Here is a 16,320-nt window from a genome sequence, read left to right on the forward strand (position 1 = left end):
CTGGCCCCAACCGCTACGGTGCATTTCCAGTGCACCGACAGCGGGCGGGAGAACCCGTTTAAGGCATCCTGCCGCTTAATACACGCCCCGCCAGGAGGCTCTCAGCCGGTTGTCGAACCCCAAAGCGTTACAGAAATTAACGGCCGTTACATTTCACGTTACATTTTATCTTGCCGCGAATCATCTTCCGTCGTATCACCGACCCAACGGTCGGCTTTTCCTGCCGCCGCCACAGGAGACGCGAACACCCATGGATGCTTTCATCTGCGATGCCACCCGCACCCCGATCGGCCGCTACGGCGGCGCGCTGAGCCAGGTGCGGACCGATGACCTTGCCGCCCTGCCGATTGCCGCGCTGGCGGCGCGCAACCCGGATGTTGACTGGGGCAGCCTGGATGACGTGATCCTGGGCGATGCCAACCAGGCGGGTGAAAGCAACCGCAATGTGGCCCGCATGGCCGCCCTGCTGGCAGGCCTGCCAACCACGGTGCCCGGCACCACCATCAACCGCCTCTGCGCCTCCGGCATGGATGCGGTCGGCATGGCATCCCGCGGCATCAAGGCGGGCGATTATGACATGGCCATCGCAGGTGGTGTCGAAAGCATGAGCCGCGCGCCCTTCGTGATGCCCAAGGCAACCTCCGCCTTCACCCGCGCCAATGCGGTTTATGACACCACCATCGGCTGGCGCTTCGTGAACAAGAAGATGCACGAGATGTACGGCACCGACTCGATGCCGCAGACCGCCGACAACGTCGCCGAGGATTACGGCGTCTCCCGCGAGGACCAGGACGCCTTCGCCGCCCGCAGCCAGGCCCGCTGGGCGGCGGCGCATGAGGCCGGCATTTTCAAGGACGAGATCATCCCGGTCACCATCCCCCAGCGCAAGGGCGATGACATCGTCGTGGACACCGACGAACACCCCCGCCCTGGCACCTCGGCTGAGAAACTGGCGGGCCTCAAGGGCGTCAACGGCCCGGACAAGACCGTGACCGCCGGCAACGCCTCGGGCGTGAACGACGGCGCCGCGGCAATCCTGATGGCGAATGAGGCCGCCGCTGCCAAGAACGGCCTGAAACCGATGGCCCGCATCGTCGGCATGGCCGCCGCCGGGGTCGAGCCGCGCATCATGGGCATCGGCCCGGTGCCTGCCACCCGCAAGGTGCTGGCCCGTACCGGCCTGACCATCGAACAGATGGACGTGATCGAACTGAACGAGGCTTTCGCGTCCCAGGGCCTCGCCACCCTGCGCGAGCTTGGCCTTCCGGACGATGCGCCCCATGTTAATCCCAACGGCGGTGCGATCGCACTGGGCCACCCGCTCGGCATGTCCGGCGCGCGGCTGGTGCTGACCGCCGCCTACCAATTGCAGCGCACCGGCGGGCGGTATGCCCTGTGCACCATGTGCGTCGGCGTTGGTCAGGGCACCGCCCTGATCCTCGAACGCGTGTAACGAAACCCTGAGGAGGTCCCAGACATGTATGCTCAGATGATCAAATCCGAAGCGACCCAGGACGATCCGGAAATGCTGGCGGCCTTCCAGGCGCGCATCGACGCGGGCGAGAAGATCGAGCCCAAGGACTGGATGCCCGAAGGCTACCGCAAGACGCTGATCCGCCAGATCGGCCAGCACGCCCATTCCGAAATCGTCGGCCAGCTGCCCGAGGGCAACTGGATCACCCGCGCCCCCACGCTGGAACGCAAGGCGATCCTGCTGGCAAAGGTGCAGGATGAGGCAGGGCACGGCCTCTACCTATACTGCGCTGCTGAAACCCTGGGTGTCAGCCGCGACGAGATTACCGAGATGCTGCTCGACGGGCGCATGAAGTATTCGTCGATCTTCAACTACCCGACACTGAACTGGGCCGACATCGGCGCGGTCGGCTGGCTGGTTGACGGTGCTGCAATCATGAACCAGGTGCCGCTGCAGCGGACCTCCTTCGGTCCCTACTCCCGCGCGATGATCCGCATCTGCAAGGAGGAAAGCTTCCACCAGCGCCAGGGCTATGACGCCATCCGCAAGATGGCTGAGGGTACGCCGGAGCAGAAGAAGATGGCACAGGATGCGCTGAACCGCCTCTGGTACCCGTCGCTGATGATGTTTGGACCTTCCGACAAGGACTCGGTCCATTCCGCCCAGTCAATGAAGTGGAAGATCAAGATGAACACCAACGACGAGCTGCGCCAGAAGTTCGTCGACCAGACCGTGCCGCAGGCCGAATACCTGGGCCTCACCATCCCCGATCCGGACCTGAAGTGGAACGAGGAGCGCGGCCACTACGACTACACCGACCCGGACTGGAGCGAGTTCTTTGACGTGATCCAGGGCAACGGCCCCTGCAACGTGGACCGCCTGGCCGACCGCAACAAGGCCTGGGACGATGGCACCTGGGTCCGCGACGGCCTGCTCGCCCACGCCAAGAAGAAGGCCGCGCGCCAGCACGCCGCCGAGTAACCCCATGCATTCCGGCGCCCCGGCCTGCCGCGCAGCGCCCCCTCAGCCAGGAGGATTAGAGACATGAAAAACGAATGGCCCCTCTGGGAAATCTTCATCCGCGGCCAGCACGGCATGAGCCACCGCCACGTCGGCTCCCTGCACGCGCCGGACGCCGAGATGGCGATCAAGAACGCCCGCGACGTCTATACCCGCCGCAACGAAGGCGTGTCGATCTGGGTGGTGGAAGCCAACCACATCTCCGCCTCCTCGCCCAGCGATAAGGGACCGCTTTATGAGCCGTCTGAGTCCAAGGTCTACCGCCACCCGACCTTCTTCGACATCCCCGAAGAAGTGGGGGCAATGTAATGACCCGCGACGACGCCTTTTTTCAATTCCTGCTGCGGATGGGGGACAACACCCTGATCCTCGGCCACCGGGTCAGCGAATGGTGCGGCCATGCACCAGTGCTGGAAGAGGACATCGCGCTGGCCAACACCGCGCTGGACCTGATCGGCCAGACCCAGATGTGGCTCGGCCTCGCCGCTGAGGTGCAGGGCGAAGGCAAATCCGCTGACGATCTCGCCTTCCTGCGCGACGCCTGGGATTTCCGCAATGTGCTGCTGTGCGAGGTGCCCAACGGCGACTTCGGCCGCACCCTGATGCGCCAGTTCCTGTTCGACGCCTGGCATTCGATCCAGCTCGGCCGGCTGATGAAATCCTCGGACGAGCGGGTTGCCGCGATTGCCGAGAAAGCTTCGAAAGAGGTGGCATACCACCTGGAACGCTCCGCCGACACCGTGGTGGGCTTGGGCGACGGCACCGAGGAAAGCCACAAGCGCATGCAAGAGACGCTGGACTATCTGTGGCCCTACGTGGGCGAGATGTTCCAGTCCGACGTCGCCGATGCCGAGATGGTCAAGGCGGGCATCGCGCCCGATCCGGCCAGCTTGCGCGAGGAATACGACGCCCTGATCTCCCGCATCCTGGGCGACGCGACGCTGACCATTCCGGAGAGCCGCTTTGCCCACAAGGGCGGGCGCACCGGTGCGATGCACACCGAGCACCTAGGCCACCTGCTGACCCAGATGCAGTGGCTGCAGCGCGCCTATCCGGGCGCCAAGTGGTAAGACAACGGCCACAGAACTGAGGGCATCGCCCGTCCGGCAGGGCGGGCGGGAAACTCCCGCCTCGAGGGAGGCTGGACGGGTGTTGCCCGGCGCGCTGCCGGGCGGAACAGCCAATGAGGGTAACCGCATGAGCCAAGTGACAACTCAGCCAAGCACTGACCAGATCTGGGAGTGGCTCGACGCCGTGCCGGATCCGGAAATCCCGGTCATCTCGGTCGTCGATCTCGGCATCGTCCGCGGCGTGGAATGGCAGAGCGAAACCCTGGTCGTTTCCGTCACCCCGACCTACTCGGGCTGCCCGGCGACCTCGATCATCAGCCTCGACATCGAGACTGCGCTGCGCAGCAAGGGGATCGAGAACCTGAAGATCGAAACCCAAATCTCCCCTGCCTGGACCACCGACTGGCTGTCGGAAAAAGGCCGCACCAAGCTGGAGGAATACGGCATCGCCCCGCCTCAGCCCGCAGGCGGCCCGGAAAAATGCCCGCACTGCGGCAGCACACATGTCACCAAGGTCAGCCAGTTCGGCTCGACCCCCTGCAAGGCCCACTGGCGCTGCCAGGACTGCCTCGAACCCTTTGATTATTTCAAGTGCATCTGAGGAGACCCTGATGGCGCGCTTTCACGACCTTGAAGTCACCGACGTCCGCAAGACCATCCGCGATGCGGTGGTTGTCACCCTGAAGCCCGCAAATGGCGCGGCTGAGGAGTTCGATTTCACCCAAGGCCAGTACCTGACCTTCCGCCGCGATTTCGACGGCGAGGAGCTGCGCCGCAGCTACTCGATCTGCGCCGGCACGGACGAGGGCATCCTGCAAGTCGGCATCAAACGCGTCGACGGCGGCGCGTTCTCGACCTGGGCCAATACCGAGCTGAAACCCGGCGACACCCTGCAGGCGATGGCGCCGATGGGCACCTTCTTCACGCCCCTCGATGCAGCTGCCGAAAAGCACTACCTGGGCTTTGCCGGCGGCTCCGGCATCACGCCGGTCCTGTCGATCCTCAAGACCACCCTGGCGGCGGAGCCGAACTCCTCCTTCACGCTGGTCTACGCCAACAAGGGCGTGAACACGATTATGTTCCGCGAGGAGCTGGAGGACCTCAAGAACCTCTATATGGGCCGCTTCAACGTGATCCACGTGCTGGAATCGGACGCGCAGGAAATCGACCTGTTCACCGGCCTGGTGACCGAGGAGAAATGCGCCCAGCTGTTCGAACACTGGATCGACATCAACTCGGTGGACACCGCCTTCATCTGCGGCCCGGAGCCGATGATGCTGGGCATTGCCAGCGCCCTGCGCACCGCCGGGCTTGGTGACAGCCAGATCAAGTTCGAACTGTTCGCCTCCGCCCAGCCGGGCCGCGCCAAGCGCAAGGCCGCCGCAAGTGATGCGGCCAGCAGCGCCAATCAGACCAAGGCAGCGATCACCCTGGACGGCGCCACCCAGACCATCGACATGGGCAAGGACATGACCCTCTTGGATGCGGCGCTGGAGAACGCCATGGACGCGCCTTACGCCTGCAAGGCGGGAGTTTGCTCCACTTGCCGCTGCAAGGTGCTGGAGGGCGAGGTCGAGATGGTCGCCAACCACGCGCTGGAGGACTACGAGGTCGAAAAAGGCTATGTGCTGTCCTGCCAGGCCTATCCGGTGACCGATAACGTCGTGGTCGATTACGACCAGTAATACCTGCCCGAGGGAGGAAAGATCATGACTGACGAAATGAGCATCGCGAGCTATCTGGCCCAGGGCGGCGTGCTGAGCAACCCGTCCAACGTGCCGCCGCGCTACCGCGCCGAGCTGATGAAGATGATGGCAACCTTTGTCGACAGCGAACTGGCGGGTGCCGCCGGCTTTGCCGACATCATCAACGAAGGGCCGGGCATCAAGGCGCGCATCGCCGCCGCCAAGATCGTGCTGGAAAAATCCGACAGCGCCGAAAAGGTGCTGCGCATCATGGGCGATTTCGGCGCCGATACAGAGCGTTACGCCGACCACCACCCCTGGACCGCGCGGCTGGAGCGGGACGCCGACATCGGCCAGACCCGCACCAAGCACGACATGCGGCTGGCTGTGTTCAACTACCCGCTGGAAGGCTGGGCGGATGCGGTGGTGATGAACCTGCTGATGGGCAGTGCCGTTGCCGTGCAGCTGGACGAGCTGAGCCATGTTTCCTACCAGCCGCTGGCCGAGGCGTTCCGCGCCATCCAGCCGATTGAGGCGCACCACGCGGAATTGGCCGAGGAAGGCCTGATGGTGCTGGTGGAGGCGCAGGGCGCAGAGGCCCTGCAGGAGCTGGCAGACTACTGGTGGCCGCGGGTCGCAGCCAGCTTCGGCTCGGAGACCTCGCAGAAATTCGAAGGCCTCAAGGCGATAGGCCTGCGCCGCACCCCGAATGCGGAGCTGAAAGCCCGCTGGGAGCAAAACGCAGCTGCCATTCTGGCCAAGGCGGGCCTGAAGCCCGCCGCCTGACCCCCAGCAAAAAGCTCCCGCCCGGGCATCCGCGCATCGTTGATGCGCAGGCCCGGTTGGGCCCGGCGCGCCTGACGGCACGCAGGGACACCGCGGCCTGTGGCCTTGTGCAATTCCACAGGGGAATGGTGCGGGGCTGCGGAATGGCGTTTGCGGCTCCCTGCCCCCATCTTTGCAAAGACGAACCGATGGAGGCAGACATGAGCACCGGCACAGCACCCCTTCCCGCAGGCACCAGCATCGGCCATGTGCATCTGAAGGTTTCGGACCTGGAGCGGGCCATTGCATTCTACAGCGGCGTGCTGGGCTTCAACGTGACCCAGCGGCTGGGCAGCTCCGCCGCCTTCCTGTCAGCGGGCGGCTACCACCACCACATCGGCCTCAACACCTGGCAGTCACGCGGCGGCCCTGCCCCGGCGCCAAACATGACCGGCCTCTACCACACCGCCATCCTGCTGCCGGACCGCGAAAGCCTGGCCGCGGTGCTGCGGCGGGTGCTGGACGCCGGCATCGCGCTGGAAGGCGCCGCCGATCATGGCGTGTCCGAGGCTATTTACCTGCGCGACCCCGACGGAAACGGGGTGGAGCTGTACCGCGACCGGGCTGAGGAAGAGTGGCCGCGCGGGCCGGACGGCAGCCTCCAGATGGGGTCTGACCCTTTGGACTTGCAAGCTTTGCTCGCAGAGGTTGAGTAGGTCAGCAACCCTGTCCGAATGTTTCGCGCGCGAAACAATTGGTCAGATATACTGACTTAATGGACGCGACGTCAGATTTTCACCGTGTCAGAATAGCTCCATGAAACCAAACGGAAAAAGACGCTTCGCCGATGCCATCGCACCGGCACCGGCGGGCGATGTTAGGTCTGGACCTCTGACCTTTCCCTGCCTACCCTAGCGGCAAGCACAGGGAGGCAGAACCATGGCTGTGGGCCGCACAATCCGCACTTATTTCAACGGCAGCTGGCAGGATGGCAATCCGGCGGTAATGCGGGCTGCGGACCATGCAATATGGCTCGGCTCGTCGGTGTTTGACGGCGCACGGCTGTTTGACGGCGTGACCCCGGACCTGGACCTGCACTGCGCCCGCACCAATGCCTCTGCCGCGGCGCTGATGATGGAGCCCACCCATTCGGTGCCGCAGATGATGGAGATCATCCGCGACGGGCTGGAGGGGTTCGCCCCCGGCGCCGCGGTCTATATCCGGCCGATGTACTGGGCCGCCGACGGCGACGAGACGCTGATCGCGCCCAAGGCGGAGAGCACCCGGTTTGCCGTCAGCCTGGAGGAGATCCCGATGGCAGCCCCCGATGCCGCCGCCACGCTGACCCGCACCCGCTTCCGCCGCCCGGTGCTGGAAAGCGCGGTGGTGAATGCCAAGGCGGGCTGCCTGTATCCCAACAACGCCCGGATGCTGCGGGAGGCGCGCAGCAAGGGGTTCAGCAACGCGCTGGTGCTGGACGCCATGGGCAACGTGGCTGAAACCGCCACCACCAATGTCTTCATGGTCCGCGACGGCGAGATCTTCACCCCGATCCCCAATGGCACTTTCCTGGCGGGGATCACCCGCGCCCGCCACATCAGCAACATGCGCGCCGATGGCATCACCGTGCATGAAGGCGTGCTGGGCTATCAGGATTTCGAGGAAGCGGATGAGATCTTCCTCTCCGGCAACATGAGCAAGGTGACCCCCGTCACCGCGTTTGACGAGTGCCGCTATCAGGCCGGCCCCGTGGCCAAACGGGTGCGGGAGCTCTACTGGGACTGGGCTGCCAGCAACCGGTAACCTGCGCGGCCCCGCTTGCAAGTGCTCGCGCCCGTTCCGGGCCTTTCTGCGAAACGCGGCCGCCCGGTCGGGCATGGCTCAGTGCCGCGGCACGGTGCCGCGCCGCGCATCTGCGCGGCGCCCGGCCCAAAGCCGCCAAAGGTGTTTCGGCGCAGCCGGAGCATCCTGCAGCTGCGGGAGGCCCTGCGAGTGCCGCAGCCCCGCCGGAGCCGGGCAGGTTTGGCCGGCGGATAGTCTAGGGCCAGAAATACGCAGCGTTGACGCTGCTTTGGCTCTATTGCCTGACGGCGCCGGTTGCGCCATGATCCGCGGTGCAACAACGAGAGAGCGAAGATGCGCAAATTCCTTGTGGTCCTGGACGACAGCCGCGAATGCCTGAACGCCATGCGCTTTGCCGCGATGCGGGCGGCGCACACCGGCGCGGGCGTCACCATCCTGTCGGTGATCCCACCGGATGAGTTCAACCACTGGATCGGCGTCGGCGAAGTGATGCGCGAGGAAGCACGCGAACGCATCCACGCCCATTTCGAGGTTTTCGCCAAATGGATGCGCGACCGCCAGAACGTCGACCCGGACCTGGTGATCCGCGAGGGCGAGGCGGTGCCGGAAATCCTAGACTATATCGAGGGCGACCCGGAAATCGGCGTTCTGGTGCTGGGCGCGGGCACCGGGCGCAAGGGACCCGGGCCGCTGGTCACCCAGATGACCAAGAACTCCGGCACCCTGCCGGTACCGATCACCATCGTGCCCGGCGATCTCAGCAAGGAAAAGCTGGAAGCGATCACCTGACGGGAAGGCAGACCAGGGCAAGGCAGAGGCGATGAGTGGCAGGATCACATTCTGGTTCGAATTCGCCTCCACCTATTCCTATCTCAGTGTGATGCGCTTCGGCGAACTGGCCGCCGCGCGCAATGTTGCTGTGACCTGGAAGCCGTTTCTGCTGGGTCCCATCTTCGCGGCCCAGGGCTGGGACACCTCACCCTTCAACATCTATCCGGCCAAAGGGCGCTACATGTGGCGCGACATGGAGCGGATCTGCGCCGCCCGCGGTCTGCCCTTCTGCCGCCCGGACGTGTTTCCGCAGAACGGGTTGATGGCGGCGCGGCTGACCTTGGCCGCAGCGGAAGAGGACCGCATTGAACCTTTCGCCAAGGCGGTGTTTCAGGCGCAGTTTGGCGAGGGCGCGGATATCGCGGATGAAGGTGTTTTGCAGGGCTGCTTGCGCAAGGCTGGTCTCGGAGCCGGGCTGATGCAGCGGGCGCAGGCGCCTGAAATCAAATCGGCACTTCGGGCGCAGACCGAGGAGGCCATTGCCGCGGGCATTTTCGGTGCGCCCAGTTTTACCTGCGGGGCGGAACTGTTCTGGGGCGACGACCGGCTGGAGCAGGCCCTGAACCATGCCGCGGGCGCCGTAATTTAGAATCGTTCCAAATCTTGACTTGGCGGGCCGCAGGGCGCATATCGGGGGCACGCTTAACGGAGACCCGACATGTTCATTCAGACTGAATCCACGCCCAACCCGGCGACGCTGAAATTCCTGCCGGGCCAGACCGTTCTGGAGGTGGGCACCGCCGACTTCCCCAGTGCAGACGCCGCGGGCAAATCGCCGCTGGCCTCCCGCATCTTTGCGGTTGAGGGCGTGACCGGCGTGTTCTTCGGCAATGACTTCGTGACGGTGACCAAAGCGGATGCTGTCGAGTGGGACCATATCAAGCCTGCCATCCTGGGCGCGGTGATGGAGCATTACCAATCCGGCCAGCCGGTGATGGCGGACGGCTCTGCCGACCCGGCTTCGGGCCATGCGGAGCATTCCGGCGAGGACGCGGAGATCGTCAACCAGATCAAGGAACTGCTGGACAGCCGGGTGCGCCCGGCGGTGGCCCAAGACGGCGGCGACATCACCTTCCACGGCTTTGACCGCGGCGTGGTGTATCTGCACATGCAGGGCGCCTGCGCGGGCTGCCCGTCCTCGACCCTGACCCTGAAAATGGGCATCGAGAACCTGCTGCGCCACTACATCCCGGAAGTCACCGAGGTGCGCCCGGTTGCCGTCTGACCGCGCGCGAAAGGACATCTGATGGCTTCCGAACCGCTGGTTCTGGGATTTGACACATCGGCCGCGCATTGCGCGGCCGCTTTGCTGCGCGGAGAGACCGTGCTGGCCTCCCGGCTGGAGGAAATGACCCGCGGCCAGGCCGAACGACTGATGCCGCTGCTGGAAGAGGTGCTGGCTGAGGGCGGTGCCGCATGGCAGGATCTTGACGCCATCGGGGTCGGTATCGGCCCCGGTAATTTCACTGGCATCCGCATCGCGGTCTCCGCCGCCCGCGGTTTGGCGCTGGGGCTGGAGGTGCCGGTTGTGGGCGCCGACGGGTTTGAAGCACGCGCTGCCGAGTGCACCCTGCCTGCGGTTCCGGCACCGCGAGATCAGGTCTATGCCGCCCTGCCCGGCGAAACTCCGCGCCTTATGCCGCGCCAGGAAGCCGAGGACGCCGCCCGCGGTGCCGGGCTGGCGTTCGCGCCTGAGGCAAGCCCTGCCGGGATTGCCGAAGCCATTGCGCGCATCGCTGCCGGGCGGTTTCAAACCGTGACAGAGCCGCCGGCGCCGCTGTACCTGCGCGCGGCTGACGCCGCGCCCTCCAGCGACGTGCCGCCTGCGCTGATTGATGAGTGATCCGCTGACACCGGCGCAGATGGCCGCCACCCATGCCGCGGGCTTCACCCAGTCGCGGCCGTGGTCCGCGCTGGAGTTCGCAGCCCTTCTGGACAGCCCGCTGATCTTTGCCGCCGGGGATGCCCGCTGTTTCGCACTGGTGCGGGTGATTGCCGATGAGGCTGAGCTGCTGACCATCGTGACGGATTCCGCCTATCAGCGCCGGGGGCTGGCCCGCGCCTGCATGGCAAGCTGGGAATCACTGGCGCGCGCGCGCGGCGCTGCAGAGATGTTTCTGGAAGTGGCCGAAGACAACGCGCCCGCGCAGGCGCTGTACCGCGCCTGCGGATTCGCGGAATGCGGGCGCAGGGCGGGATATTACCGCCGCGAAGGCGCCAATCCCGCGGATGCGATCCTGATGAGAAAGTCTTTACGCTAGGCCAGTTGCGCGGATTTCGCACCAAATGGTCAAAAAGCGGTTGACCCCCTCCCTGCCCTGCAGGCTAAATTGCCGCACCCTCTAAGGCCTGAACGGGGCCGGGCAGCGGAAAACCCCCGCTGCATTCAACAAAAATGACAGTGGGAGTTAACCTGATGACCCTGATGAAACCGCTGATGGGCGCAGCCGCGTCGCTGGCCCTGACCGCAGGTGCCGCGCTGGCGGAACCGGCGCTGATCTTTGATCTGGGCGGCAAGTTCGACAAGAGCTTCAACGAGGCCGCGCATGGCGGTGCCCAGCGCTGGGCCGAAGAGACCGGCGAAACCTACCGCGAGATCGAACTGCAGTCCGAAGCCCAGCGCGAGCAGGCGCTGCGCCGCTTTGCCGAGGCCGGCGCCAACCCGATCGTGATGGTCGGCTTTGCCTTTGCCGATGCCCTGGGCCAGGTGGCTGCCGACTACCCGGACACCAAATTCACCATCATCGACATGGTGGTTGAAGGCGACAATGTGCGCTCGGTTGTCTTTAACGAACATGAAGGCTCCTATCTGGTCGGGATGATGGCCGCGATGGCGTCCAATTCGAACACCGTCGGCTTCATCGGCGGCATGGACATCCCGCTGATCCGCAAGTTCGCCTGCGGCTATGCCGAAGGCGTCAAGGCAGCCAACCCGGATGCCACCGTGATCGCCAACATGACCGGCACCACCCCGGCGGCCTGGAATGACCCGGTCAAGGGTTCTGAGCTGACCAAGGCGCAGATCAGCCAGGGTGCAGATGTGGTCTACGCCGCGGCTGGCGGCACCGGCGTCGGCGTGCTTCAAACCGCGGCCGACGAAGGCATCCTGTCAATCGGCGTCGACAGCAACCAGAACCACCTGCACCCGGGCAAAGTGCTGACCTCGATGACCAAGAAGGTTGGCAACGCAGTCTATGAGGCGTTCCAGGACGGCCCGGACATGGAGACCGGCTTCTCGGTCATGGGTCTGGCCAACGGCGGTGTCGGCTATGCCATGGATGAGCACAACGCATCGCTGGTCTCTGCCGAGATGCAGGCCGCCGTGGACGAAGCTGCTGCCAAGATCGCCTCGGGCGAGATCAAGGTGCATGACTACATGTCCGATGACAGCTGCCCTGCGCTGAGCTTCTAAGCAGAAAGCCCCAGGCCATGACGGATTCTCTTCATATTCTGTTTGCGGCCTGGGGCGAACCATCGCCCGAAGCCCGCGCCGAAAAGACGGACGCGGCCATCGGGCCCGGCTTTTATTACTCCGATCCCAACACCCCTGCCCCCCTCACCGGGCGCGACGCCTATCTGGATTATATTGCGCAGTTCAGCGCGATGATGCCGGGCGCCGCCGCCAGGGTCGTTGCCGTCTTGGAACACCACGGCCATGCGCGCGCCACGGTGGATTTCGAGAAGGACGGCCAGCGCATGGTGCGCGGCCAGTATTTTGCCGATCTGCAAGACGGCAAGGTGGTGCGGCTGATCGGCTTCACAGGCATGGGAGAGCCCGATTGACCGCCCCCGCCATTGAACTCAAAGGCATTTCCAAGGCCTTTGGCCCGGTCCAGGCTAACAAGGACATTTCCATCAGCGTCGCCCCCGGCACCATTCACGGCATCATCGGTGAAAACGGTGCGGGGAAGTCGACGCTGATGTCGATCCTCTACGGTTTCTACAAGGCCGACAAAGGCGAAGTCTGGATCAAGGGCAAGCACACCGCGATCCCGGACAGCCAGGCGGCCATTGCCGCAGGCATCGGCATGGTGTTCCAGCACTTCAAACTGGTGGAGAATTTCACCGTGCTGGAAAACATCGTGCTGGGCGCCGAGGACAGCGGCATGCTGATGCCCTCGCTGCGCCGCGCCCGTAAGGAGCTGAAGGCACTGGAAGAGGAATACGAGCTGTTCGTGGACCCCGACGCCCGCATCGACGAAATCGGTGTCGGCATGCAGCAGCGGGTGGAAATCCTCAAGGCGCTCTACCGCAAGGCCGAAATCCTGATCCTTGACGAGCCGACCGGCGTTCTGACGCCGTCTGAGGCCGACCAGCTGTTCCGCATCCTCGACCGGCTGCGCGCCGAAGGGAAGACCATTATCCTGATCACCCACAAGCTTCGGGAGATCATGGAATACACAGACACGGTGTCCGTCATGCGGCGCGGCCAGATGACCGCCACTGTCAAGACGGCGGAGACCAGCCCGGAGCATCTGGCGGAGCTGATGGTGGGCCGCAAGGTGCTGCTGCGCGTTGACAAGGTGCCCGCCCAGCCCGGCGCCCCGATCCTGGAGATCGAGAACCTGAAGGTTGTGGACAGCGCCGGCGTCGAACGCGTCAAGGGCATCGACCTCACCGTGCGTGCAGGCGAGATCGTCGGCATCGCCGGTGTGGCCGGTAACGGCCAGTCGGAGCTGCTGGAGGTTCTGGGCGGCATGCGCCCCGGCACCGGCAGCATCAAGCTGCACGGCAGCCCCCTGCCGCTGCACGGCCAGGGCTCCGATGCCGCTGCGCGCCGCGCTGCCCATATCGGCCATGTGCCGGAGGACCGCCAGCGCGAAGGCCTGATCATGGACTTCCACGCCTGGGAGAACGTGGCCTTCGGCTATCACCGCGACGCGGCCTATCAGAACGGCGTTCTGATGAACAACGCAGCGCTCCGGGCCGATACCGAGGCCAAGATGGAGAAATTCGACGTGCGCCCGCCCGATCCCTGGCTGGCGGCCAAGAATTTCTCCGGCGGCAACCAGCAGAAGATCGTCGTGGCGCGCGAGATTGAGCGCAACCCCGACCTGCTGCTGGTCGGCCAGCCGACCCGCGGCGTCGACATCGGCGCCATCGAATTCATTCACAAGCAGATCGTCGAACTGCGCGATCAGGGCAAGGCGATCCTGCTGGTCTCGGTCGAGCTGGAGGAGATCCTGTCGCTCGCGGACCGGGTGGCGGTGATGTTTGACGGCATGATCATGGGCGAACGGCCCGCCGATCAGACCGATGAGAAAGAACTGGGCCTGTTGATGGCCGGTGTCGCGGGGGAGGCCGCGTAAATGGACAAGATGCCGAAATGGGCCGATGTGGTCCTGATTCCGCTGATCAGCCTGATCCTGGCCGCACTCCTGTCGGCGCTGGTGATCCTCGGGATCGGCGAAGACCCGGTGGCTGCGGTCAAGCTGATGGTCGATGGCGCCCTGGGCTCCACCTATGGCTGGGGCTACACGCTCTACTACGCCACCAATTTCATGTTCACCGGGCTGGCGGTGGCGATTGCCGCCCATGCGGGCCTGTTCAACATCGGCGGCGAAGGCCAGGCGATGCTTGGGGGTCTGGGCGTGGCGCTGGTCTGCCTGCTGATCCCCTGGCCGCACTGGACGCTGGCGCTGGTCTTTGCGGCGCTTGGCGCGGGCCTGTTCGGCGCCGCCTGGGCCGCTATTCCCGCTTATTTGCAAGCCAAGCGCGGCAGCCACATCGTGATCACCACCATCATGTTCAACTTCATCGCCGCGGCGGTGCTGAACTATGTGCTGGTTAACCTGCTGCGGCCCGAAGGCTCAATGGACCCGGCCACTGAACGCTTCCCCGAAGCGGTGCACCTGCCGTCCCTGCATGAGCTGCTGGCGCCGATCGGGATCGAGTTTTCGAAATCCGCGCCGGCAAACGTCAGCCTGCTGGTCGCCGTCGGCGCCTGCCTGTTTGTCTGGCTGCTGATCTGGCGCACGCCGCTGGGTTATGAAATCCGCTCACTCGGCAAGTCCGAGCCCGGCGCACGCTATGCCGGCATTTCCTCTGTCCGCACCATCATGATCGCCATGCTGATCTCCGGCGCGCTGGCCGGCATGATGGCTGTGAACAACGTGATGGGCGAGGCAGAGCGGCTGGTTCTGAACGCCACCGAAGGCGCCGGTTTCATCGGCATCGCGGTGGCGCTGATGGGCCGCAACCACCCGTTCGGCGTGTTCCTGGCGGCGATCCTGTTTGGTTTCCTCTACCAGGGCGGTGCGGAACTGGCGCTCTGGACCTCGATCCCGCGCGAGCTGATCGTGGTGATCCAGGCCCTGGTGATCCTGTTCACCGGCGCGCTCGACAACATGGTGCGGATGCCGCTTGAGCGGATCTTCCTGGCGATGCGGAAGGGGCAGAACTGATGGATTTCCTGACGATCATCCAGCTGCTGGATTCCACCGTCCGCCTGGCGACACCGCTGCTGCTGGCCTGCCTTGCGGGCCTTTTCTCCGAACGTGCGGGAATCTTCGACATCGGCCTTGAGGGCAAGATGCTGATGGCCGCCTTCTTCTCCGCTGCCGTCGCTGCCGCCACCGGCAATGTCTGGCTGGGGCTTCTGGCGGGCATCGGCTCCTCGCTCTTGCTGGCGGGCCTGCACGGGGTGGCCTCGATCACCTTCCGCGGCAACCAGCTGATTTCCGGCGTGGCGATCAACTTCCTGGCCGCGGGCATGACGGTGCTGATTGCCCAGGACTGGTTCCAGCAGGGCGGCCGCACGCCTTCGCTGATCGGCGGCGGGCGGTTCACCCCGTTTGACCTGCCCTTCGCCGAAAGCCTTTCCGGTGTGCCGGTGCTTGGCCCAATCTATTCCGAGCTGCTCTCCGGACACTCGATCCTAGTCTACATCGCCTTCTTGGCGGTGCCGGCCACCTGGTGGGTGCTGTTCCGCACCCGCTTCGGCCTGCGCCTGCGCGCGGTGGGGGAAAACCCTGCTGCCGTGGACACCGCCGGCGTCTCGGTTGTCGGCCTGCGCTACGGCGCGGTGCTGATCTGTGGCCTGTTGTGCGGCATTGCGGGCGCCTATCTGGCCACCGCGCTGCAGGCGGGTTTCGTCAAGGACATGACCGCGGGCCGCGGCTTCATCGCGCTGGCGGCGCTGATCTTTGCCAAGTGGCGGCCCTGGCACGCAATGGGCGCCTGCCTGCTGTTCGGCCTGCTGCAGGCGATTGCGCTGCGGTTCCAGAACATCGAGCTCGGCGGCATCACCATCCCGGTGCAGGCGATGGACGCCCTGCCCTACGTGCTGACGGTGGTGATCCTGGCCGGTTTCGTCGGCAAGGCAATCCCGCCGCGGGCCGGCGGCGAACCTTATGTGAAGGAGCGCTGAGCACAGCACCAGAAACAAAAAAACGCCCGGCCCCGCCGGGCGTTTCTGTATCCCCCTTCGTTTTTTTTCGTGTCAAGGACCACGGCAGCGGCGACGCGCAGGCGCCGTTCACCCTTGGCGCGGAGAAGATTGAAGTACACTCGAAAGGCCATCTGAGGCGCAGCCCTGCCCCTCAGAGGCTTCTCAGCAGTCTTCCATTCCGCCGCTCGCAGAGCGGCGCCCGGCCCAAGTCTGCCAAGGCGAAGGGCGCTGCCCTTTACCTGCAGGCGCGGGAGCTTACGTGCTTATGTCCAGTTCACCACT

19 protein-coding genes are annotated in these 16,320 nt (G+C 65.0%); all 19 read left to right on the plus strand.

Features of this window, described 5'->3' with window-relative positions:
- The first annotated feature begins 250 nt into the window (after positions 1-250).
- The 19 genes from pcaF to AC58NV_RS10360 all read left to right on the plus strand — a co-directional run bounded on the left by pcaF (position 251) and on the right by AC58NV_RS10360 (position 16,017).
- Positions 251-1,453, plus strand: coding sequence for a 3-oxoadipyl-CoA thiolase (gene pcaF, locus AC58NV_RS10270; RefSeq protein WP_497227051.1), 1,203 nt, complete (start codon positions 251-253; stop codon positions 1,451-1,453).
- A gap of 24 nt (positions 1,454-1,477) precedes the next feature.
- Positions 1,478-2,455 (plus strand): 1,2-phenylacetyl-CoA epoxidase subunit PaaA, encoded by a 978-nt coding sequence (gene paaA / locus AC58NV_RS10275; protein ID WP_497227052.1) that lies wholly within the window; start codon positions 1,478-1,480, stop codon positions 2,453-2,455.
- 63 nt (positions 2,456-2,518) lie between these two features.
- On the plus strand, positions 2,519-2,803 hold the full coding sequence (gene paaB / locus AC58NV_RS10280; protein WP_008562338.1) for a 1,2-phenylacetyl-CoA epoxidase subunit PaaB: 285 nt from the start codon (positions 2,519-2,521) through the stop codon (positions 2,801-2,803).
- Positions 2,803-3,564 carry a 1,2-phenylacetyl-CoA epoxidase subunit PaaC gene (paaC, locus tag AC58NV_RS10285; protein WP_497227053.1) on the plus strand — a complete coding sequence of 254 codons (762 nt, stop codon included), beginning with the start codon at positions 2,803-2,805 and terminating at the stop codon, positions 3,562-3,564. The genes paaB and paaC overlap by 1 nt, the downstream gene beginning before the upstream one ends.
- 127 nt (positions 3,565-3,691) lie before the next feature.
- Positions 3,692-4,165, plus strand: a complete 474-nt coding sequence (paaD, locus tag AC58NV_RS10290) for a 1,2-phenylacetyl-CoA epoxidase subunit PaaD (protein ID WP_497227054.1) — start codon at positions 3,692-3,694, stop codon at positions 4,163-4,165.
- Positions 4,166-4,175: 10 nt separating this feature from the next.
- Positions 4,176-5,249, plus strand: coding sequence for a 1,2-phenylacetyl-CoA epoxidase subunit PaaE (gene paaE, locus AC58NV_RS10295; RefSeq protein WP_497227055.1), 1,074 nt, complete (start codon positions 4,176-4,178; stop codon positions 5,247-5,249).
- A gap of 24 nt (positions 5,250-5,273) precedes the next feature.
- Positions 5,274-6,035: a Phenylacetic acid catabolic protein gene (locus tag AC58NV_RS10300; RefSeq protein WP_497227056.1), complete on the plus strand. Its 762-nt coding sequence runs from the start codon at positions 5,274-5,276 to the stop codon at positions 6,033-6,035.
- Between the two features lie 200 nt (positions 6,036-6,235).
- The gene (locus AC58NV_RS10305; protein ID WP_497227057.1) at positions 6,236-6,730 is read left to right on the plus strand and encodes a VOC family protein; all 495 of its coding nucleotides are present in this window, start codon (positions 6,236-6,238) and stop codon (positions 6,728-6,730) included.
- Positions 6,731-6,953: 223 nt separating this feature from the next.
- Positions 6,954-7,817, plus strand: a complete 864-nt coding sequence (locus AC58NV_RS10310; RefSeq protein ID WP_497227058.1) for a branched-chain amino acid aminotransferase — start codon at positions 6,954-6,956, stop codon at positions 7,815-7,817.
- A gap of 333 nt (positions 7,818-8,150) precedes the next feature.
- Complete coding sequence (locus tag AC58NV_RS10315) at positions 8,151-8,606, plus strand: universal stress protein (protein WP_366661419.1); 456 nt, start codon at positions 8,151-8,153, stop codon at positions 8,604-8,606.
- A gap of 31 nt (positions 8,607-8,637) precedes the next feature.
- Entirely contained in the window at positions 8,638-9,237 is a 600-nt protein-coding gene (locus AC58NV_RS10320; RefSeq protein ID WP_497227059.1) for a 2-hydroxychromene-2-carboxylate isomerase, read from the plus strand.
- A gap of 69 nt (positions 9,238-9,306) precedes the next feature.
- Positions 9,307-9,873: a NifU family protein gene (locus AC58NV_RS10325; protein WP_366661417.1), complete on the plus strand. Its 567-nt coding sequence runs from the start codon at positions 9,307-9,309 to the stop codon at positions 9,871-9,873.
- A 21-nt stretch (positions 9,874-9,894) separates the two neighbouring features.
- Positions 9,895-10,491: a tRNA (adenosine(37)-N6)-threonylcarbamoyltransferase complex dimerization subunit type 1 TsaB gene (gene tsaB, locus AC58NV_RS10330; RefSeq protein WP_497227060.1), complete on the plus strand. Its 597-nt coding sequence runs from the start codon at positions 9,895-9,897 to the stop codon at positions 10,489-10,491.
- Positions 10,484-10,909 (plus strand): GNAT family N-acetyltransferase, encoded by a 426-nt coding sequence (locus AC58NV_RS10335; RefSeq protein ID WP_497227061.1) that lies wholly within the window; start codon positions 10,484-10,486, stop codon positions 10,907-10,909. Before tsaB ends, AC58NV_RS10335 begins: the two co-directional genes overlap by 8 nt.
- Before the next feature lie 155 nt (positions 10,910-11,064).
- The gene (locus AC58NV_RS10340) at positions 11,065-12,060 is read left to right on the plus strand and encodes a BMP family lipoprotein (RefSeq protein ID WP_497227062.1); all 996 of its coding nucleotides are present in this window, start codon (positions 11,065-11,067) and stop codon (positions 12,058-12,060) included.
- A gap of 17 nt (positions 12,061-12,077) precedes the next feature.
- Positions 12,078-12,431 carry a nuclear transport factor 2 family protein gene (locus AC58NV_RS10345; RefSeq protein WP_497227063.1) on the plus strand — a complete coding sequence of 118 codons (354 nt, stop codon included), beginning with the start codon at positions 12,078-12,080 and terminating at the stop codon, positions 12,429-12,431.
- Complete coding sequence (locus AC58NV_RS10350; protein WP_497227064.1) at positions 12,428-13,957, plus strand: ABC transporter ATP-binding protein; 1,530 nt, start codon at positions 12,428-12,430, stop codon at positions 13,955-13,957. The genes AC58NV_RS10345 and AC58NV_RS10350 overlap by 4 nt, the downstream gene beginning before the upstream one ends.
- Complete coding sequence (locus tag AC58NV_RS10355; RefSeq protein ID WP_174146093.1) at positions 13,958-15,052, plus strand: ABC transporter permease; 1,095 nt, start codon at positions 13,958-13,960, stop codon at positions 15,050-15,052.
- Positions 15,052-16,017 carry an ABC transporter permease gene (locus tag AC58NV_RS10360; protein ID WP_366661411.1) on the plus strand — a complete coding sequence of 322 codons (966 nt, stop codon included), beginning with the start codon at positions 15,052-15,054 and terminating at the stop codon, positions 16,015-16,017. The genes AC58NV_RS10355 and AC58NV_RS10360 overlap by 1 nt, the downstream gene beginning before the upstream one ends.
- Positions 16,018-16,320 lie beyond the last annotated feature (303 nt).

This window comes from Leisingera sp. ANG49 (assembly GCF_059694505.1).

Bases quoted from the DNA above. Each gene is read 5' to 3' on its own strand.
- pcaF (WP_497227051.1), top strand. From the start codon at position 251: ATGGATGCTTTCATCTGCGATGCCACCCGCACCCCGATCGGCCGCTAC.
- paaA (WP_497227052.1), top strand. From the start codon at position 1,478: ATGTATGCTCAGATGATCAAATCCGAAGCGACCCAGGACGATCCGGAA.
- paaB (WP_008562338.1), top strand. From the start codon at position 2,519: ATGAAAAACGAATGGCCCCTCTGGGAAATCTTCATCCGCGGCCAGCAC.
- paaC (WP_497227053.1), top strand. From the start codon at position 2,803: ATGACCCGCGACGACGCCTTTTTTCAATTCCTGCTGCGGATGGGGGAC.
- paaD (WP_497227054.1), top strand. From the start codon at position 3,692: ATGAGCCAAGTGACAACTCAGCCAAGCACTGACCAGATCTGGGAGTGG.
- paaE (WP_497227055.1), top strand. From the start codon at position 4,176: ATGGCGCGCTTTCACGACCTTGAAGTCACCGACGTCCGCAAGACCATC.
- AC58NV_RS10300 (WP_497227056.1), top strand. From the start codon at position 5,274: ATGACTGACGAAATGAGCATCGCGAGCTATCTGGCCCAGGGCGGCGTG.
- AC58NV_RS10305 (WP_497227057.1), top strand. From the start codon at position 6,236: ATGAGCACCGGCACAGCACCCCTTCCCGCAGGCACCAGCATCGGCCAT.
- AC58NV_RS10310 (WP_497227058.1), top strand. From the start codon at position 6,954: ATGGCTGTGGGCCGCACAATCCGCACTTATTTCAACGGCAGCTGGCAG.
- AC58NV_RS10315 (WP_366661419.1), top strand. From the start codon at position 8,151: ATGCGCAAATTCCTTGTGGTCCTGGACGACAGCCGCGAATGCCTGAAC.
- AC58NV_RS10320 (WP_497227059.1), top strand. From the start codon at position 8,638: ATGAGTGGCAGGATCACATTCTGGTTCGAATTCGCCTCCACCTATTCC.
- AC58NV_RS10325 (WP_366661417.1), top strand. From the start codon at position 9,307: ATGTTCATTCAGACTGAATCCACGCCCAACCCGGCGACGCTGAAATTC.
- tsaB (WP_497227060.1), top strand. From the start codon at position 9,895: ATGGCTTCCGAACCGCTGGTTCTGGGATTTGACACATCGGCCGCGCAT.
- AC58NV_RS10335 (WP_497227061.1), top strand. From the start codon at position 10,484: ATGAGTGATCCGCTGACACCGGCGCAGATGGCCGCCACCCATGCCGCG.
- AC58NV_RS10340 (WP_497227062.1), top strand. From the start codon at position 11,065: ATGACCCTGATGAAACCGCTGATGGGCGCAGCCGCGTCGCTGGCCCTG.
- AC58NV_RS10345 (WP_497227063.1), top strand. From the start codon at position 12,078: ATGACGGATTCTCTTCATATTCTGTTTGCGGCCTGGGGCGAACCATCG.
- AC58NV_RS10355 (WP_174146093.1), top strand. From the start codon at position 13,958: ATGGACAAGATGCCGAAATGGGCCGATGTGGTCCTGATTCCGCTGATC.
- AC58NV_RS10360 (WP_366661411.1), top strand. From the start codon at position 15,052: ATGGATTTCCTGACGATCATCCAGCTGCTGGATTCCACCGTCCGCCTG.